Source organism: Tumebacillus flagellatus (assembly GCF_000714935.1).
Taxonomy (GTDB): Bacteria; Bacillota; Bacilli; order Tumebacillales; family Tumebacillaceae; genus Tumebacillus; species Tumebacillus flagellatus.
Window position 1 is genome coordinate 205,885 of sequence record NZ_JMIR01000002.1, and the last position, 15,844, is coordinate 221,728.

The window sequence follows — 15,844 nt, forward strand, 5'->3', positions numbered from 1 at the left end:
AAAATTCTAGCACAACCCCCAGCGCATGACCAATCCGCCGTCAACGTGCAAGCATTGCCCCGTGATAATAACGGACGCATCCGTTGCAAAAACCACCGCCCGCGCAATGTCGTCCGGCGTAGCCAAGCGTCCAAAAGGTCCAACTTCGTAAGGGTACGCAAAAAAACCGCTCCAGCAAAAGGAGCGGTTTGTCAAAACCACCACATCACGCCTGCCAAATGGCAGGCCAACTTCCTCCGCCGGCATTACCCAGACCGGTTCAAACAGTCGGCAACGGAGTTGCTGGTTGCCCTCTCAGCCCGTATCCACGAGCTCCTGCATGTCTCTCAGATTACATCAACACCCGTCCATCCCGCAAGCCGCGCCCTCGCCCGGCTCGTCGGTTCCTTTTTGATTGGCGAGTTCTTCGTCGAGGATGCCTTCCAACACCGCTTGGCCGCGCACGCCTTCGAGCACGGTGCTGCCGACGCGGATCGTCGGCACGACTTGGATATTCGCCTCGTGATAGGCGTGGTGAAGGGCTTGTTGGTGGGCTTCCTTATAGTGACGCGTTTCAAGGGCGTTGCGGAACGCCGCTTGATCGAGCCCGACTTCCCCGGCGAGCTTCGTCAGCACGTCCACGTCGCCGATGTCCTGCGACTCTTCAAAGAAAGCCTGGAACATCCGGTGGTTGTATGCGTTGCCCATGCCGTGCTCCTTCGCGAACTGAAACCCTTCAAACGCCAGATGAGTATGCGGTTGCGGCGAGACGGCGGGCAGGGTCATTTTTTCCAAACCGAAGCGGCGGGCAAACGGGTAGACCGATTGCTCCCACGCGTTCTTCAAATAATCGCCCTCGGGGCGCAGCGTTTCATTCGGGTACGGACGCAGTTCGAACGGCATCCATTCCACTTCCACATCTCGTCCTTCGATCGCTTTTTGCAGCGGAACCTCCGCTATGTAGCAGAACGGTCAGACGTAGTCTGAGTACACTTGAATCTTCAACGTCACGGCACAGTCACTCCATTCTATAGATAAAACCCTTTGGCTCAGTATATCCAGAATCCACCTCGAAAAAAAGACCCTATCCCCGGCTGAGGATAAGGTCCATTTTTTCGATTAGGACATCATGGCTTGTTCTTGCTTTTGCGCGGCCGCTTCCGCTGCTTTCTGATCGCCGAACAGGAACTCCGTAACCGGGTTCGCTTGACGATTGCGGACGAAGAACGGGTTGAGCACCGCGACGACGACGAAGTTGGCGGCAAGGCCCCACGCGCCTTCGTAGATGCCGTGCGCGGAGTTCGTGCCGTATACGGTGAACGTGACGACGAGGCCGACGAGGAGGCCGGCGATCGTCGCTTCCCGGGTTTGCGTCTTCCAGAACAGCGAGAACACGATCGCCGGGAAGATCTGCACCATGCCGGAGACGCCGAGCAATTGCAGCGAAACCAGCGCCGTCGGGAACATCAGGCCGCAGATCAGCGCGAGACCGATGACGACGAAGACCATCGAGCGGGTGAACAGCGTGAGTTTTTTCGGAGAGACGTTCGGGTTGATCATGTCGCGGTAGATGTTGTTTGCAAACAAGTTCGAAGCCCCGATCGCCATGATCGAGCACGGAATCAGCGACGCCAGCGCGATCGTGGCGTACACGACGCCTTGCGTCCAACCGCCGTACGAGACGCGCACCAGCTCCAACAGCGCGAATTTCGCGTCGGTGTTCGCCGGAAGCACCATCTTCGCGAGGAGGCCGAGGAAGATGACGAGGATCAACACGACGTTGTAGAGCGGAAGCAAGATGGCGTTCTTGCGCAGGGCGTTGGCGCTTTTCGACGTGAACACGCCGGTCGCCGCGTGCGCCCACATGAACAGAGCGAGCGCCGAAACGAGCGAAGCGGTGGTGAACCAGAGGTAGCTCTTCGGGCCGGACGTCGGGATCGTGAGCATCTTCGGCGCTTTCTGCGAGATCGTGTCGATCATCGAACCCCAGCTGCCAAAGTGCATCATCGGGAGCGAGACGACGAGGAAGAGCATGACGACCCAGATCAGAATGTCCTTGATGACGGCGGTGTAGGTCGGACCTTTGATGCCGCTGAAGAACGTGTAGAGCGCGACGAGCAGAAACGAGATGATGACGACCATCTTGACGTTGACGATGCCGGAACCGGCGATTTGCAAGGTGTTTTGGATGCCGCTCAGCTGCAAATCGATGTACGGAATCAACATCAGCACGCCGACGATCGCGATGATCGCCGAGAGCAGTTTGGAGTCAAACCGTCCCTTCGCATAGTCGGCGAGGGTGGTGAATTTGTACGCCTTGGCAACTTTCCACAGGCGCGGGAGGAAGAAGTAGGCGATCGAATACGCCAAGATGCAGTACGGAATCGCGAAGAACGCCAGCGACCCGGCAGTATACGATTGCGAAGTCAGCGCGAGGAACGTGTACGCGGTGTACAAGTCCGCCCCGACCAAAAACCACACGAGCAGCGTGCCGAAGCGACGGCCGCCGACCGACCATTCCTCAACGGAACTGCGGGACGACTTGTTGCGTCCGGCGACGAAACCGATCATAACGACGAGCAAAACGATGATTGCCGTGATCGTAAATGCAGTAGAATTGCCAGTCATCAGTCAACGAACCTCCCTTGGGCTTTCTGAATCCGATAGATGCTGTACGTACAGACCGGACTGAGCACGATCCACAGGAAAAACCAAAAATGCAAAAAAGGAAGTCCGAAAATGACAGGGTCCATCCGGTTCACAAACGGCAGCACGAGCAGCTGCGCCACAAAGGGTAGCAAGGCCAAGATGATGACGGCCAGTTTCGGTGCAAATTTGTTGTTCATGGCGAAAGGGCTGCCTCCTTCTGCAAAAAGCTGATTTTTGCCAATCGTAGCTCCACAGTCGGTAGAAGGCAATTCTACTTTTTCGTATAATCTGACAATTCGACGCAAGGCAAAGGGGTAAGCTTGTTTTTTCTACTGTATACTCAAAATTAAGCCCTATTTAGTTTCGACATTAACCTCCAACCAGACGGTTGACTGGATTTTCAGCAGTCCAATTTGTGAGACTGTGTTATTCTGGAAGAAAATGAGAGGAGCGATGTGGCAAGTGGGAGATACGAAGTTGGTGCTTTTTGAAGGAGTTATGGGTTCGGGGAAGTCATCCACGGCTCAATTTGCGGCAGATGTTTTGAAGAGATACAACCGTCCTGTGGAGTTGTATTTGGAAGGAGATCTGGATCATCCGGCAGACTTTGACCGCGTCGCTTGTTTGGATGCGGAGGCGTTCGACGCTTTCATGAAAAAACACCCCGGCGACGCGGCGGCGTCGGCTCCGTTTGTGACGCGGCGGGGGGATGACGTGCTGGTTGCATATGGGAAAGCAGGCCGCGCGATCTCGTTGCCGCTTTGGGAAGCGTTGCAGGGATTTGACATCTATGAAGGGATCACGCTGGCGAAGCATCGCGAGTTGTTGCAAACGCGGTGGGGTGAATTTGCGTCGGAGCAGGCGGCGCGGGAGAGCACGATGATTTTTGACTGTGCGTTTTTTCAAAATCCGATGTGTGCGTTTCTGGCGAAGCATGATGCGGGGCGGGATGCCGTGGTTGAACACATCCTGACTCTCGCGCAGAAGGTCCAACCGCTGAATCCCCTCCTGGTGTATTTCTATCAAACCAACCTCCGCGAGTCGGTGGAACGCGTGTGCCAAGTGCGATCGAAAGAATGGCTGGATTTCGTGATTTCCTATCATACGGAACAGGGACTCGGACGCGCGAAGGGATGGAACGGGTTCGACGGTCTGATCTCCTTCTTGGAGATGCGACAAGAGCTGGAGTTGGAGCTGTGCACCAAACTCCCGTTCCAAACTTTGGTCTTGGAAAACTCCAGCCATGATTGGGATGCGATCTTGCCGAAGGTGGAGCAGGCGTTACTTCAGGGTTGAAACAACGCGTACTGCCCCGGCCCGATGAAGGCGACGCCGAGGACGACGGCGATGAGGACGAGGTTGTATTCGAAGCCGCCGTTTTGCGCCCAGTAGCCGTTTTTGCCGTGGACGGTGATGATCGCGTCGATCATGATCACGATGATCAGCGCCGCTCCCAGCCACGTCAACCAGCCGACCGTGAACAGCAACCCGCCGACCAGTTCAAACACTCCGGCGATCACCGCCCAGATCGTGCCCGCCGGGCGGATTCCGATCGATTCCAACCACTTCCCGGTCTCGCTCGGACCCGTGCCGCCGAACCAGCCGAACAGCTTCTGCGCACCGTGCCCGACAAACGTAAGTCCGATCACCAAACGGATGATCAACAGCCCAAACGCTGCCATCCATCCGAGATTGAGATTGTCCATTCCCTTGTACCTCCTCGGTTTTGCTTGCGGTTTCGTTTCTGTTACGTTCTCCTCTTTTCCAGAACCCAATACCGCCGCAGGGCACCAAAAAGACCCCGACACCCATAGGGCTTGTCGAGGTCTTTTTGCGATTTCGGAAGCTGTTCAGTCCTTAGTCCACGACCGGGAACCAGCCCGGCGTGTGAAGGATCGCTTGCCAGAGCGGGTCCGGCACGACGAGGCGGGCTTGGTCGTTTTTGGTGAGCGTGGTTTGGATGTCGGATTCGCGTCCTTCCGCGATCTTCTCCACCCAATCCGGCTCGATGATCAGTTCACGGCCGATCGCCAGCAGCGGCGCGCCGCCTTCGGTGATCGCTTTCTGCGCATCGTCGGCGGTGTGAATCGAGCCGACGCCCATCACCGGCACGCGGTTGCCGACACGCTCGACGATCCACTCGTAGCGGGTTTTGCTTTCATCAGCACCGCGGCGCGGCTTCGACCAGAAATCCATCAGCGAAACGTGGAGGTAATCGAGCTCAAGGTCTGCCAGCGCGTTCACCAGTTCGAGGCTGTCGGCCATCGTGAAGCCGTCTTCCTCTTGCTCTTCCGGAGAGAAGCGGTAGCCGACGATGAACGGCGATTTCGCGTGCTCGGCGACTGCTTTTTTGACAGCGTCGACGACGGCCAACGGGAAGCGCATACGGTTTTCCAGACTGCCTCCCCATTGGTCTTCGCGGCGGTTGGAGTGCGGAGAGAAGAATTGATGGAGCAAGTAGCCGTTCGCGCCGTGGATTTCCACGCCGTCGTAGCCCGCTTCAATCGCGCGGCGGGTGGTCTCGCCGAACGCGTGGATGATCTCGTGGATTTCATCTTCGGTCAGCGGACGCGGCTGGACGCGGTCTTCGCCGTCTTGCTTCACGTCGCTCGCCGACACGACATCGCCGTTCGGAACGAGGCTCGGCGGGCAGGAACGGCCGCCGTGGAAGATTTGCAGAATCGCTTTGGCGCCTTTGGCTTGAATCGCGCTCGCCAGTTGACGGAGGCTCGGAATCATCTCGTCGCGGTCGCCGCCGAATTCGCCGTGGAAGCCTTTGCCGTTCGGCGTCACATACGTGCACGCCGTGATGACGGTGCCGACACCTCCCGAGCGGCGTGCGTAGTATTCCACTTCCGCATCGGTCACCGTGCCGTCCGGATTGGAGGAAAAGTTGGTCATCGGCGCGAGGGCGATGCGGTTTTTCAGTGTGACGCCGGAGCGCAGGGGGAAGCTTTCAAAAAGTGATTGGTATTTCGGATTCATGGACATGAAATGAACTCCCTTCGAGGGTACTTGATGCTCTTCAGTTTATAAAGTTCCTTCCTGCAAGTAAGTAATGCATCTTACAAGAAAAAAAACACCTGCCCGCAGACAGATGTTTTTCACCCGACCCACTCGTTCAGAGAGGCAGCGTCACTTCAAACGTCGAACCCGCGCCGACCCGGCTTGCCACCAGAATTCGCCCTTGGTGCAGTTCGACGATCTTCTTCGCGATGGCGAGACCGAGTCCGCTTCCGCTGCCCGCCGTGCGGGTTCGAGACTTGTCGCCTTTGTAAAATCGTTCAAACACCCGCAGTTGATCTTCCGGCGCGATGCCCGGCCCCGTGTCGGTGACGCGGACGCGGGCTCCCTCTGCCGTTTTGTCCAAAGAGATGTGCAGGCTGCCTCCGTGCGGAGTGAATTTGATGGCATTGTGGATCAAGTTCATCCACACTTGGAGCAGCAGCTGCTCGTCGGCGTTCACCGTCGTCTCGGTCAGGTCTACCTCCAACTCCAGCGACTTCTCCAACCATTGCGGCTCGCACGCGAGCACCACGTTGCGCAGTTGCACATCGAGCCGACAGGGACGCGGTTCGAACGGTTGGTGCTCCGATTCTAGCGAGGTCAATTTGAGCAGGTTGTCGCTCAGCTTGGAGAGCCGCGCGCTTTCCATCTCGATGATCGACAGGTAACGCCGCCGCTCCTCAAGGCTCAGACCTTCGTTTTGCAGGGTATTGGCGAACCCGCGGATGGAAGTCAGCGGAGATTGAATCTCGTGCGAGACGTTGGAGATCAGCTCTTGACGCAGAGTTTCCATCTGTTTGAGCTCTTGCGCCATCTGGTTGATCGTCTCGATGAAACCGGCAAACTGCCCTTGGTAGCGCTCGTCTTCCTGATCCAAATTGACGTTGAAATCGCCCTTGGCAATGCGCTTCAACGCCGCGTTGATCTCGTTCCAAAACGCCAGCTGCTTGGGTCTCGCCAAGATCCCGAACACCGTGGACGCTGCCACCAGCAACAACATCCCCACAAACCACGTCAGCAATTGTCTCGGCAAGTCGGACCACTCCGCTCCCGCCGCCGAAAGCACCCATCTCGTCAGAAAAAACGCCACCGTAAACGCCGCCCCGCTCGCCAGCAGCATCATGAGGACGGCACCGGCGACTCTCACGGCGAACGGGAGCTTCTCGTGATGGCGGCGTCTGCCTCTCATCGCACGACCTCCAAGCGATACCCAAGCCCGCGAATCGTGCTGATCTTAAGCGAGACGCCCCAATCGGCAAACCGCTCCCGCAAGCGGTTGATGTGCACGTCCAGCGTCCGTTCGTTCCCGTCAAAATCAATGCCCCATACCGTCTCGATCAACTGGTCTCTCGAAAGCGTCCGCCCCAGATGGCTGCCCATCGCAAACAGCAGGTCAAACTCCTTGGGCGGGAGCGCGACAGGCTCCCGGTTCACCTTGACTTCATAGGTTTGGCGATCGAGAAACACTTCGCCCAGCGCCAATTGCTGCGACGCATGAATCCGGTAGCGTTTGAGCAGCGCCTGCACCCGCACGACCAATTCCGCCGGATCGAACGGTTTCACGAGGTAATCGTCCGTTCCCGCATGAAACCCCCGCACTTTATCCGCCGTCTCGCCCTTGGCAGTCAGCATCAGCAACGGGATGTCCGAGACAGCACGCAGTTCCTTGCACAGCGTCCAGCCGTCCATGTTCGGCATCATGATGTCGAGGATGACCATGTCCGCCGGGTCGGCCTCCATCATCGCCAACGCTTCTCTACCGTCGCCTGCCTCGCGGATGGCGAGACCCTGTTGTTGCAACACCACCCGCACCAACTCCCGAATGTGCGGATCGTCATCGACCACCAGCACGTTCACCATCTCGAAACCCCCCCTGCCGTCACGAAACCAGATTTACGCGCAACTGCCCGTCGGCAAACTCCCGATACAGCGCATGCGAGGCATACAGCTCCTCATGCGTGCCGATTCCCGTAATCCGACCCTTCTCCACAAACACGATCGAGTCCGCGTCGACGACCGTGGACAGACGATGCGCGATCACGACGGTCGTTCGCCCTTGCATCAAGTTCTTCAGCGCCTGTTGCACCACTTCTTCCGACTTGCTGTCCAAGTTCGAAGTCGCTTCGTCCAACATCAAAATCTGCGGGTCGCGCAGCAACGCCCGCGCGATGGCGATGCGCTGACGCTGACCGCCGGACAGCTTGATGCCCCGCTCGCCGACTTCCGTGTCGTATCCATTCGGCAGGTCTTGGATGAAACCTTCCGCATACGCCATGCGCGCCGCGGACTCCAGCTCTTCCTGCGTAATCTCCCGGTCCAGACCGTAGCAGAGATTGTCTCGAATCGTTCCCGCCAGAATCGGGCTCTCCTGCGAAACATACCCGATGTTGCGTCGCCACGAGCGCAGCGAGAATTCCGAGATGTCGCGTCCGCCCAATCGAATTCCCCCGGCATCCGGCGAGTAAAACCGCTCCAGCATGGAGAACAGCGTCGTTTTGCCGCCGCCGCTCGGTCCGACGACAGCCGTTACTTTGCCCGGTTCGATCATCAGCGTTACATCGCGCAAAATCGGTTCTTCCGGTTTGTACGCAAACGAGACCTGCTCGATGAAGATCGGCTGTTGCGCATCTTCGACCGGACGCCCCGACTCTTGGTCCTCTTCCTCTGCTTCCAAAATCCCGATGATGCTCTCCGTTGCGCCTTTCGCTTTTTGCAACTGGGTAAAAAACTGCACGACTTGCGTGACCGGGAACATGATTTGAAACAGGTACATCAGAAACGCCACCAACTCGCCGGCGGTCATCTTGCCCGTCGACACCTGCACGCCGCCGAAGCCGATCAGCGCCACCAGCACCAGCAAGATCAGAAACGAAACGATCGGAGAGACAATCGCTTGGATGCGGGCTTCTTTGATCCCGAATTGAAACAGGTTGCGAATCCCGCCGCGTCCCTGTTCGTGCTCAATCGGTTCCGACCCCGACGCTTTGACCAAGCGAATTTCGGAGACGACGCGGGTGATCACCGACGTGAACTTCGCGTTCTCCGCTTGTGTGTCTTTCGAGATGCGATGCATCGCCCGCCCGACCGGCACCATGACGAGCGCCACCATCGGGAACAGCAAGAGAATGACCAGCGACATCTGCCAGTTCATCGAGAACATCAGCGCAATCGCGCCGACAATCGACAACAACCCGGTGAAAAACCCCGCGACGTTCTCCGTCACAAACCCCTTGATCACCGCCGTGTCGTTGGTCAGGCGCGAGATCGTGTCGCCGGTTTCCTTGCTGTCGTAATAAGGAACCGGCAGTTTCAGCAGTTTGCTCCACAGGCGTTCGCGGATCGCCGAAACGATTTTATTGCCGCCGTAGTGCAACAAGTAGACGGAAATCCCGCCGGATACCAACTGCGCCACGAGCGCTCCCGCCATCGCCGCGATTTGCCCGCCGCTGAGCGATCCCAGTGAAAACCCGTTGACCAACCCCTTCGTAAACAGCGGGATCGTCAAACCGACCAGCGTGTTGATCATGCTGAGCAGGACGGCGACGGTCAGCACCGCTTTGGGAGGATTCGTCTCCAAAATCAGCCGTGCAAAGCGCTTGATCGGTGTCTTCGTTTCTCTCATGTGCTCACTCCTCTATCTCTTCTTGATGGTTCCCATGATACCCGCTCTTTGTAAACTCCATATAAACAAAAAAAGCACCCGGTGTTTCCGACAACCGACCGCAAGACAAAAAGCCAACCACTGCGCAGTGGTCGGCTTTTTTCATGTCTGTCTGCTTTTTTACTTGAAGGAGCTCTTCAACGAGACGATCAAGTTGAACACGAGGTGTTCCGGCGTGCTGTGTTTCGGGTCGACGTTGAAGTAGCCGTGACGGAAGAATTGGAACTTGTCCTGCGGCTTCGCGTCTTTCAGATCGGCTTCGACGAAACCGTGCACGATTTCCAGCGAGTTCGGGTTGAGGCGTTCGCTGAAGTCGCCGTCTTCCTTCTCGCCGGTCAGCAGGGATTCGTACAGACGGTATTCGGCAGCAACGGCGGTCTTGGCGTCGACCCAGTGGATCGTGCCTTTGACTTTGCGGCCGGTGAAGCCGCTGCCGGACTTCGTTTCCGGGTCGTACGTGCAGTGCAGTTCGACGACGTTGCCGTTTTCGTCCTTGATCACGTCGTTGCACTTGATGAAGTAGGCGTTCTTGAGGCGCACTTCGTTGCCGGGGAACAGGCGGTGGTATTTCGCCGGCGGGTTCTCCATGAAGTCGTCCGCTTCGATGTAGATTTCGCGGGAGAAGGAGATTTGCTTCTTGCCCATTTCCGGCACTTCCGGGTTGATTTCCGCGTCGAGCAGCTCGGAGCTGTCCTCCGGGTAGTTGGTGATGACGACCTTCAGCGGACGGACGACGCCCATCGTGCGCGGCGCTTTGAGCTTGAGGTCTTCGCGGATGTAGTGTTCGAGCATCTTGTAGTCGACTTCACCTCCGCCAAGCGTAACGCCGAGTTCGCGGACGAACGCGCGGATCGCGTCCGGCGTGAACCCGCGACGACGCAGAGCGGAGATCGTCGGCATGCGCGGGTCGTCCCAGCCGTCGACCACGCCGTCGTCGACCAGTTTCTTCAGATAGCGCTTGGACATGATCGTGTTGGTGAGGTTCAAGCGGCCGAATTCGTACTGATGCGAGATGTGCGGCATTTCACATTCGCGAATCACCCAATCGTAGAGCGGGCGTTGGTCGCGGAACTCCAGCGAGCAGAGCGAGTGCGTGACGCCCTCGATGGAGTCTTCGAGCGGATGGGCGAATGCGTACATCGGATAGATGCACCACTTGTCGCCGGTGTTGTGGTGCGTGGCGTGCGAGATGCGGTAGATGACCGGGTCGCGCAAGTTGATGTTCGGGGAGGTCATGTCGATTTTGGCGCGCAAGACTTTTTCCCCGTCCTGGAATTCGCCGTTGCGCATGCGGGTGAACAGGTCGAGGTTCTCTTCCACGGAGCGGTCGCGGTAGGGAGAGTTCTGGCCCGGTTCGGTCAGCGTGCCGCGGGTTTGGCGGATCTCTTCGGCGGACAGATCATCGACAAACGCGAGGCCTTTTTTGATGAGAAGCACGGCGCGGTTGTACATTTCCTCGAAGTAATCGGAAGCAAAAAACAACCCGTTCCATTGGAATCCGAGCCATTCGATGTCTTGTTTGATCGCGTTGACGTACTCGACGTCTTCCTTGACCGGGTTGGTGTCGTCAAAGCGCAGATTGGTTTTGCCGCCGTATTCCTTGGCGATTTCGAAGTTGATGCAGATCGCTTTGGCATGTCCGATGTGCAAGTAACCGTTGGGCTCAGGCGGGAAGCGGGTGACGACGGTGTCGACCTTGCCCTCTTTGAGGTCCTCTGTAATAATCTCCCGAATAAAGTCGGAAGAGGCGGATGTGTTTTCCATGGTACCAACCTTTCGACATGTACTGAGTCACATGAATAGTTTGCTTCTATCATACAAAAAAAGCAGGCTGCGGGGAAAGGCATTTTTATGTTATTTGTGCGCTCTCTTGTAAGGTTCTAAACCTGTTTTGCCAAAATCCCCGCCACCAATCCCTCATACCGTTCCTTCATAAGAGCGGGCGTCAGGTTTGTGACCCCTACATCCACCCAGCCTTGATAGACGGACGGCGGGCCGGGGAGGAATTCGATGGCGGCGAGGAGGTCCCAGTAGGGGTCGTAGGTGAACGCGTCTCCCGCCAGCCGCACATACTCGTCCAAAAAATAATCTGCCGCCTCCACGCCCTTCAGCAACGCCAGATTCAGTCGGCAATGCCCCGCGTCAATTCCCGCCGGACCTCGGCAGGCGTTGACCCAGTCGACCACGCCGCTGACTTCGCCGTTTTGCCAGAGCACGTTGGTCGGGTGGTAATCGCGGTGGATGAAACACTCGCGCGTTTCCGGTCGCGGTCCTTGCACCAGCGCGAGCGCTTGCCGCCAGAGGTCTTTTTGCTCCGACCAGTCCGGGATTTGCAGCTGCATCGGGTCGTTGTAGGAGCGATACGTCCACTTGAACCCGTCCGCCGGCACGCGGTGAATCGCAACCAGCGTCTCCGCCAATTGCCGAAGCCAGACGTCCAACTCCTGCGGTTCCAGCACCACTTCACCCGGCAACTTCGTCATGAGGATCGCCGGAACTTCCCGCTCTTCCGTATACGCGATCAAGCGCGGAGTCGCCACGCCCACCCGCTCGGCACGCTTCAAACTCTCTGCCTCATGCTCCGCGAGGTCCGGTTGCTCGCGGAGCCATTCAAGCAACGTAAACTCCCGCACGACGACAGGCTGTACCTCTCCGTCTACGAGGAGGTCGAGACGATGTAACGTGGCGGAGATCCCGCCTTTTAACGGAGTGACCGCCCGGATCTCCGTCGTTCCCTCCACGGAACTCGCAATCCATTGCAATAAGTCTTCCATTTCGATACCACCTCTTCCATTGCATACCAAGATTATACTTGATAGGATTGGAGTACAACACGACATCACAGGGGTGCCTGTGGTGTTTTTTTATAGAAGGAGGCGTCCTCTATGAAACCTCTCGCCGTCGCGTTGCCTCTGCTTGGCGGGATCGGTGCCGTTCTTGCTGTGTTTTCTTATTCCGGCAGTTTCAGCACAAAACCACCTGCCGCGCCCGCATGGCAAGAAACACAAGCGGAACCCCCGCTCCCGGAAGTTCAGGCCGTCCCGAGACCCCAAGCGCAAGTCTCCATGCCGCTGGTCGAATTCACCAAACTCTACAACTCCATCGAACAACTCGCCGACGAAGCGGAAGTTGTGATCGAAGGCACTGCGTTAGACTCCACGCCGATTCCCTACCGCGAATCGGAGTCCAGCGAGCGCACCGTTTCCTTGACCAAAGTCAGGGTGCAGGTTACGAAATCGTTCAGCGATGGAATCAAACGCGGCGATGTTCTCACCGTCGTCGAAGCGGGAGGCTTCAACACGAAACAAGGACTCGGCCTCGGCGAAAAGTTCAACCTCCCTCCGGAAGAACTGTCAGAAGTCGTCGACGTGCAAATGGACGGCATCCCCGTGATGTCCCAAGGCGACCGCGTGCTGCTGTTCCTCTCGCAGGCAAGGACGGTTCACTACTTGGACGAACCGTTCTACGGCATCCTCGGCATGTACCAAGGCAAATTCCACATCCAAGACCAAGAGGGCCGAGTCTTCCGCTCTGTCTCCCAGTACGACGAAGCAATATCCAAAGACCTCGCCACTCCCAAAACCGACGCCGAAGCCCTCATCCAAACCCACATCCAAGCCAAAAAAGGCTCCGTCCAGCGACAGAGCCTTTTTCCGTGCTGTTCTCAAAGCCTCATCAAAACCCGAGCCACCAAAAAGGCTCCGTCCAATGAAAGAGCCTTTTTCCGTGCTGTTCTCAAAGCCTCATCAAAACCCGAGCCACCAAAAGGTCCCCGTCTGCTGACAGAGCCCTGTTTCCATCCCTCACCCTACGCCGGCAGATACCCTTTTTCCACCGAATCGCGAATGAATTCCTGCGCGAACGCCCAGAGGCGTTCCGAACCGTGGCCGATGTGCGCGTTGCGGTCCAACACTTTGTCGAGCGTGATGCCGTGCGTCTGCCACACGACCCCCTCGGTGTGGTAGTTCATCAACAGCGGAGCCAGTCGGTCGAGCGCACAGGCGAATTGGGAGTCGGGCGTTTTCCGCTCCTCGAATTCCTGCCACAGATCGATCATCTCGTCCCGCTGGTCTTCCGGCAGCAAACCGAACAACCGCTGCGCCGCCGCCAACTCGCGGTCGTACTTCCCGACTTGCCCCGCCTCGTCATACGGCGTGACATCTCCCGCGTCGATCTCCACGATGAAGTGGATTTGTTTTTGCAAGCGTTCCATGTCCATGAGCGGACGCACCTCGTTTGCTGTGATTTGCTGCCTTCAGCCTAGCACAAAAATCCAATTACTGGAACACGCCCGCACAAAAAAAGAACCTGCCGCGCAAGCAGGTTCTCTTCCCCTTATCGAGCGACCGTCCCCAGACTCTCGCTCAACAGTGCAAACGCCTTGCGAAGCGCCTCCTTGGGTACCGTCGCATAGCGATCCCCAATCGAAACTTCAAAGTAGCAATAGTCCGCATCCACCTCGCGAAGCGAAGCGGTCAACCCAACCCCCGTCTCTTCGCAGACCGACACGAAGATCGGCTCCACCTGCTCTTTCGGCAACGCGATGTGCACGTGCATCATGTTTGAAACCGGCACTTCCGGTCGGGTTTCCACCGCCGGGCACTCGTTGTAGAGAGCGGCGAGTTCACGCGCTTCTTCCATATACTGCGCCATCTTGGGCACGCGTTGCTCGTAGTAATAGTCGGCGCTGAGGATGTACGGGTACAGCGAGATCAAATCCCCGCCGTGGCGCCGCTTCCAGACTTTCGACTCCTTGGTGAACGACTCGTCGCCCGCCAGAATCGCCCCGGCAATCGCGCCGATGCCTTTGTAGAACGAAACGTACACGCTGTCAAACAGCGCGCAGACTTCCGCCGCCGTTTTTTGATAGAACGGCAGAATCTCAAACAGGCGCGCCCCGTCGAGGTGCAGCACGATGCCGCGCTCCCGGCAGTATGCCGAGATCGCTTCCAACTCCGCAAACTCCGGCAGTTGCCCGCCGATCTCGCGCTGCGGCAGTTCAAGCAGCACGCAGGCGACGTCGTCGCCGAGCTTTTGAATGTCCGCAAGCGTCGGCACCCGGTCCTTCTCGCCGAGCAAAACCGATTCGAGCCCGTGGAGTTTTTTCAAACCGTCTTCCTCGTGGATCTCCAAGTGAGAAAGCGGGTGGTAGGCGACTTTCTGCAACCCTTTGCGGTCGCTCCAGATGCGCAACGCGATTTGCTGCGCCATCGTGCCGCTCGGGAAGAACACCGCCGTTTCCTTGCCCAGTACGTCTGCCATCTTGGCTTGGAAGTCTTCGATCAACTTCCCGGAGCCGTATACATCGCTGTCGACTTCGGCGTCAACAGTTGCCAACGCTTCTTGCAAAACTCCAACCGTGCGCTTCCCATGCCCTGCGACAGGGTACGAGCTGCGATTGAACGCTTCCAACAACTTGTTTTCCGCCAACTGAAATTGCCTCCTCTGGGTGAAACATCCTCTGGTATATCCTCATCTTACCACAAGTCTGTGATATACTTGAAAAATCAGAAATTGGAAAAAGGAGTGATCTCCTGATGAATCGAGACCGCTTGGCAGAAGCGATTCAACTGCGCGAAGAAGGACGGGTGAAGCAAGATCAGATGAAGTCTGGGAATGAAACAAGACCCAGCCGCCAACTTGACCGCGCGGCAGGGTCTTTTGTTATACAATCAGATTGTGCGGTTCGGGTAAAAACAATCGTACTTTGCAAAGCTAGTACGCAATATCCGCCAGCACTCTGCCAAGTCGGTCAAGTAGCTGTTCATTCGCTTCTACGCAGATCGGCTTCGCTAGTTCAAACTCCTCTTTTTTCTTGAAAAGTTGACGAAAGGTGACCTCGTGCGATCTTCGAAGCTCTCGAAGGTAGCCGTTACCCGAAATTCTTGGCCGGATAGATGATCGATCACGATCCGCTCCGGCGGCGCGATCTCAACAAAGAGGTTATGGTTCGGATACTCCACGCCATCCGGTCCATGCATGGTGAACAGCCACGTCCCTCCCGGCTTCATCTCGCACTCGTGAATCGTATTCGTGAACCCTTGCGGACCCCACCATTGAGCTAACAGATCGGGCGTTGTCCAGGCCCGAAACACGAGCTCACGCGGAAACTTGTACTCGCGCGCAGCAAACAAGCTCATTTTCAACTCTCGTCATGCTCCTGCCTTCCCTTCCACTACCTGGCCCAGTGCGTCCAACATGACGTTTGTACCGTGTTCACGCATTTCCAGCGTATCATGTCCGTCAAAGAACGCCCCTTGCTCCGTGAAAATCAGCTTCGTACCGCCCTCCACCTTGAGAAGTTCGATCGTTGTGATCGAGACGGAGATGCGTATGCCTCCCGAATCCAACGTGTACGTACAGACGATGCGCTGCTCTGGAACAAGCTCCTGATAGATGGCGTTGAAGGTCTCTTCATGAACCGTCTCCACTCTTTGGCGCCAGTTATGTACCGGTAGCTCAATTGTAAAACATTACGTTACGTAAGATGCAAGCGAATTTGGAACGCTCTGACAAAAAAAAACATAGCCCGTACGATACCGGACTATG

At 57.1% G+C, this 15,844-nt stretch carries 14 protein-coding genes and 2 pseudogenes; 1 reads left to right on the forward strand and 15 read right to left on the reverse strand.

Annotated features, from left to right (window positions below):
* Nucleotides 1–6: 6 nt before the first annotated feature.
* The 4 genes and pseudogenes from EL26_RS26105 to EL26_RS02580 all read right to left on the reverse strand — a co-directional run.
* A pseudogene (locus EL26_RS26105) lies at nt 7–138 on the reverse strand (SDR family oxidoreductase); the annotation flags it as partial.
* 198 nt (nt 139–336) lie between these two features.
* A complete protein-coding gene (locus tag EL26_RS02570; RefSeq protein ID WP_081856914.1) occupies nt 337–990 on the reverse strand; it encodes a DsbA family oxidoreductase in 654 nt (217 codons plus the stop codon).
* A 108-nt stretch (nt 991–1,098) separates the two neighbouring features.
* Nucleotides 1,099–2,607, reverse strand: coding sequence for a sodium:solute symporter family protein (locus tag EL26_RS02575; protein WP_038084122.1), 1,509 nt, complete (start codon nt 2,605–2,607; stop codon nt 1,099–1,101).
* Nucleotides 2,607–2,825, reverse strand: a complete 219-nt coding sequence (locus EL26_RS02580; RefSeq protein ID WP_038084124.1) for a DUF3311 domain-containing protein — start codon at nt 2,823–2,825, stop codon at nt 2,607–2,609. The genes EL26_RS02575 and EL26_RS02580 overlap by 1 nt, the downstream gene beginning before the upstream one ends.
* A gap of 256 nt (nt 2,826–3,081) precedes the next feature.
* Between EL26_RS02580 and EL26_RS02585 the strand changes: the two genes are divergently transcribed.
* Nucleotides 3,082–3,924, forward strand: coding sequence for a P-loop NTPase family protein (locus tag EL26_RS02585; protein ID WP_052035904.1), 843 nt, complete (start codon nt 3,082–3,084; stop codon nt 3,922–3,924).
* Here the strand turns inward: EL26_RS02585 and EL26_RS02590 are convergent.
* From EL26_RS02590 to EL26_RS02640, 11 genes and pseudogenes are all read right to left on the reverse strand, one after another.
* Nucleotides 3,915–4,310: a DoxX family protein gene (locus tag EL26_RS02590; protein WP_038084309.1), complete on the reverse strand. Its 396-nt coding sequence runs from the start codon at nt 4,308–4,310 to the stop codon at nt 3,915–3,917. The genes EL26_RS02585 and EL26_RS02590 overlap by 10 nt on opposite strands.
* A gap of 175 nt (nt 4,311–4,485) precedes the next feature.
* Nucleotides 4,486–5,613 carry an NADH-dependent flavin oxidoreductase gene (locus EL26_RS02595; RefSeq protein WP_038084311.1) on the reverse strand — a complete coding sequence of 376 codons (1,128 nt, stop codon included), beginning with the start codon at nt 5,611–5,613 and terminating at the stop codon, nt 4,486–4,488.
* A 136-nt stretch (nt 5,614–5,749) separates the two neighbouring features.
* Nucleotides 5,750–6,823 (reverse strand): sensor histidine kinase, encoded by a 1,074-nt coding sequence (locus EL26_RS02600; RefSeq protein WP_038084126.1) that lies wholly within the window; start codon nt 6,821–6,823, stop codon nt 5,750–5,752.
* Nucleotides 6,820–7,494 carry a response regulator transcription factor gene (locus EL26_RS02605; protein ID WP_038084128.1) on the reverse strand — a complete coding sequence of 225 codons (675 nt, stop codon included), beginning with the start codon at nt 7,492–7,494 and terminating at the stop codon, nt 6,820–6,822. The genes EL26_RS02600 and EL26_RS02605 overlap by 4 nt, the downstream gene beginning before the upstream one ends.
* 19 nt (nt 7,495–7,513) lie before the next feature.
* Nucleotides 7,514–9,256 (reverse strand): ABC transporter ATP-binding protein, encoded by a 1,743-nt coding sequence (locus EL26_RS02610; protein ID WP_038084130.1) that lies wholly within the window; start codon nt 9,254–9,256, stop codon nt 7,514–7,516.
* A gap of 159 nt (nt 9,257–9,415) precedes the next feature.
* Nucleotides 9,416–11,059 (reverse strand): glutamine--tRNA ligase/YqeY domain fusion protein, encoded by a 1,644-nt coding sequence (locus EL26_RS02615; protein WP_038084131.1) that lies wholly within the window; start codon nt 11,057–11,059, stop codon nt 9,416–9,418.
* Between the two features lie 116 nt (nt 11,060–11,175).
* The gene (locus tag EL26_RS02620; protein ID WP_038084133.1) at nt 11,176–12,069 is read right to left on the reverse strand and encodes a phosphotransferase family protein; all 894 of its coding nucleotides are present in this window, start codon (nt 12,067–12,069) and stop codon (nt 11,176–11,178) included.
* A gap of 1,034 nt (nt 12,070–13,103) precedes the next feature.
* A complete protein-coding gene (locus EL26_RS02625) occupies nt 13,104–13,514 on the reverse strand; it encodes an HD domain-containing protein (RefSeq protein WP_038084135.1) in 411 nt (136 codons plus the stop codon).
* Between the two features lie 116 nt (nt 13,515–13,630).
* A complete protein-coding gene (locus tag EL26_RS02630) occupies nt 13,631–14,725 on the reverse strand; it encodes a threonine aldolase family protein (RefSeq protein WP_038084137.1) in 1,095 nt (364 codons plus the stop codon).
* A gap of 362 nt (nt 14,726–15,087) precedes the next feature.
* Complete coding sequence (locus EL26_RS02635; protein ID WP_238546041.1) at nt 15,088–15,435, reverse strand: SRPBCC domain-containing protein; 348 nt, start codon at nt 15,433–15,435, stop codon at nt 15,088–15,090.
* A 12-nt stretch (nt 15,436–15,447) separates the two neighbouring features.
* A pseudogene (locus EL26_RS02640) lies at nt 15,448–15,705 on the reverse strand (SRPBCC domain-containing protein); the annotation flags it as partial.
* Between the last annotated feature and the right edge of the window lie 139 nt (nt 15,706–15,844).

Coding starts and splice junctions, on each gene's coding strand:
- EL26_RS02605 (WP_038084128.1), bottom strand. CDS start 7,494: ATGGTGAACGTGCTGGTGGTCGATGACGATCCGCACATTCGGGAGTTG.
- EL26_RS02600 (WP_038084126.1), bottom strand. CDS start 6,823: ATGAGAGGCAGACGCCGCCATCACGAGAAGCTCCCGTTCGCCGTGAGA.
- EL26_RS02625 (WP_038084135.1), bottom strand. CDS start 13,514: ATGGACATGGAACGCTTGCAAAAACAAATCCACTTCATCGTGGAGATC.
- EL26_RS02585 (WP_052035904.1), top strand. CDS start 3,082: ATGTGGCAAGTGGGAGATACGAAGTTGGTGCTTTTTGAAGGAGTTATG.
- EL26_RS02610 (WP_038084130.1), bottom strand. CDS start 9,256: ATGAGAGAAACGAAGACACCGATCAAGCGCTTTGCACGGCTGATTTTG.
- EL26_RS02580 (WP_038084124.1), bottom strand. CDS start 2,825: ATGAACAACAAATTTGCACCGAAACTGGCCGTCATCATCTTGGCCTTG.
- EL26_RS02615 (WP_038084131.1), bottom strand. CDS start 11,059: ATGGAAAACACATCCGCCTCTTCCGACTTTATTCGGGAGATTATTACA.
- EL26_RS02575 (WP_038084122.1), bottom strand. CDS start 2,607: ATGACTGGCAATTCTACTGCATTTACGATCACGGCAATCATCGTTTTG.
- EL26_RS02590 (WP_038084309.1), bottom strand. CDS start 4,310: ATGGCAGCGTTTGGGCTGTTGATCATCCGTTTGGTGATCGGACTTACG.
- EL26_RS02635 (WP_238546041.1), bottom strand. CDS start 15,435: ATGAGCTTGTTTGCTGCGCGCGAGTACAAGTTTCCGCGTGAGCTCGTG.
- EL26_RS02595 (WP_038084311.1), bottom strand. CDS start 5,613: ATGAATCCGAAATACCAATCACTTTTTGAAAGCTTCCCCCTGCGCTCC.
- EL26_RS02620 (WP_038084133.1), bottom strand. CDS start 12,069: ATGGAAGACTTATTGCAATGGATTGCGAGTTCCGTGGAGGGAACGACG.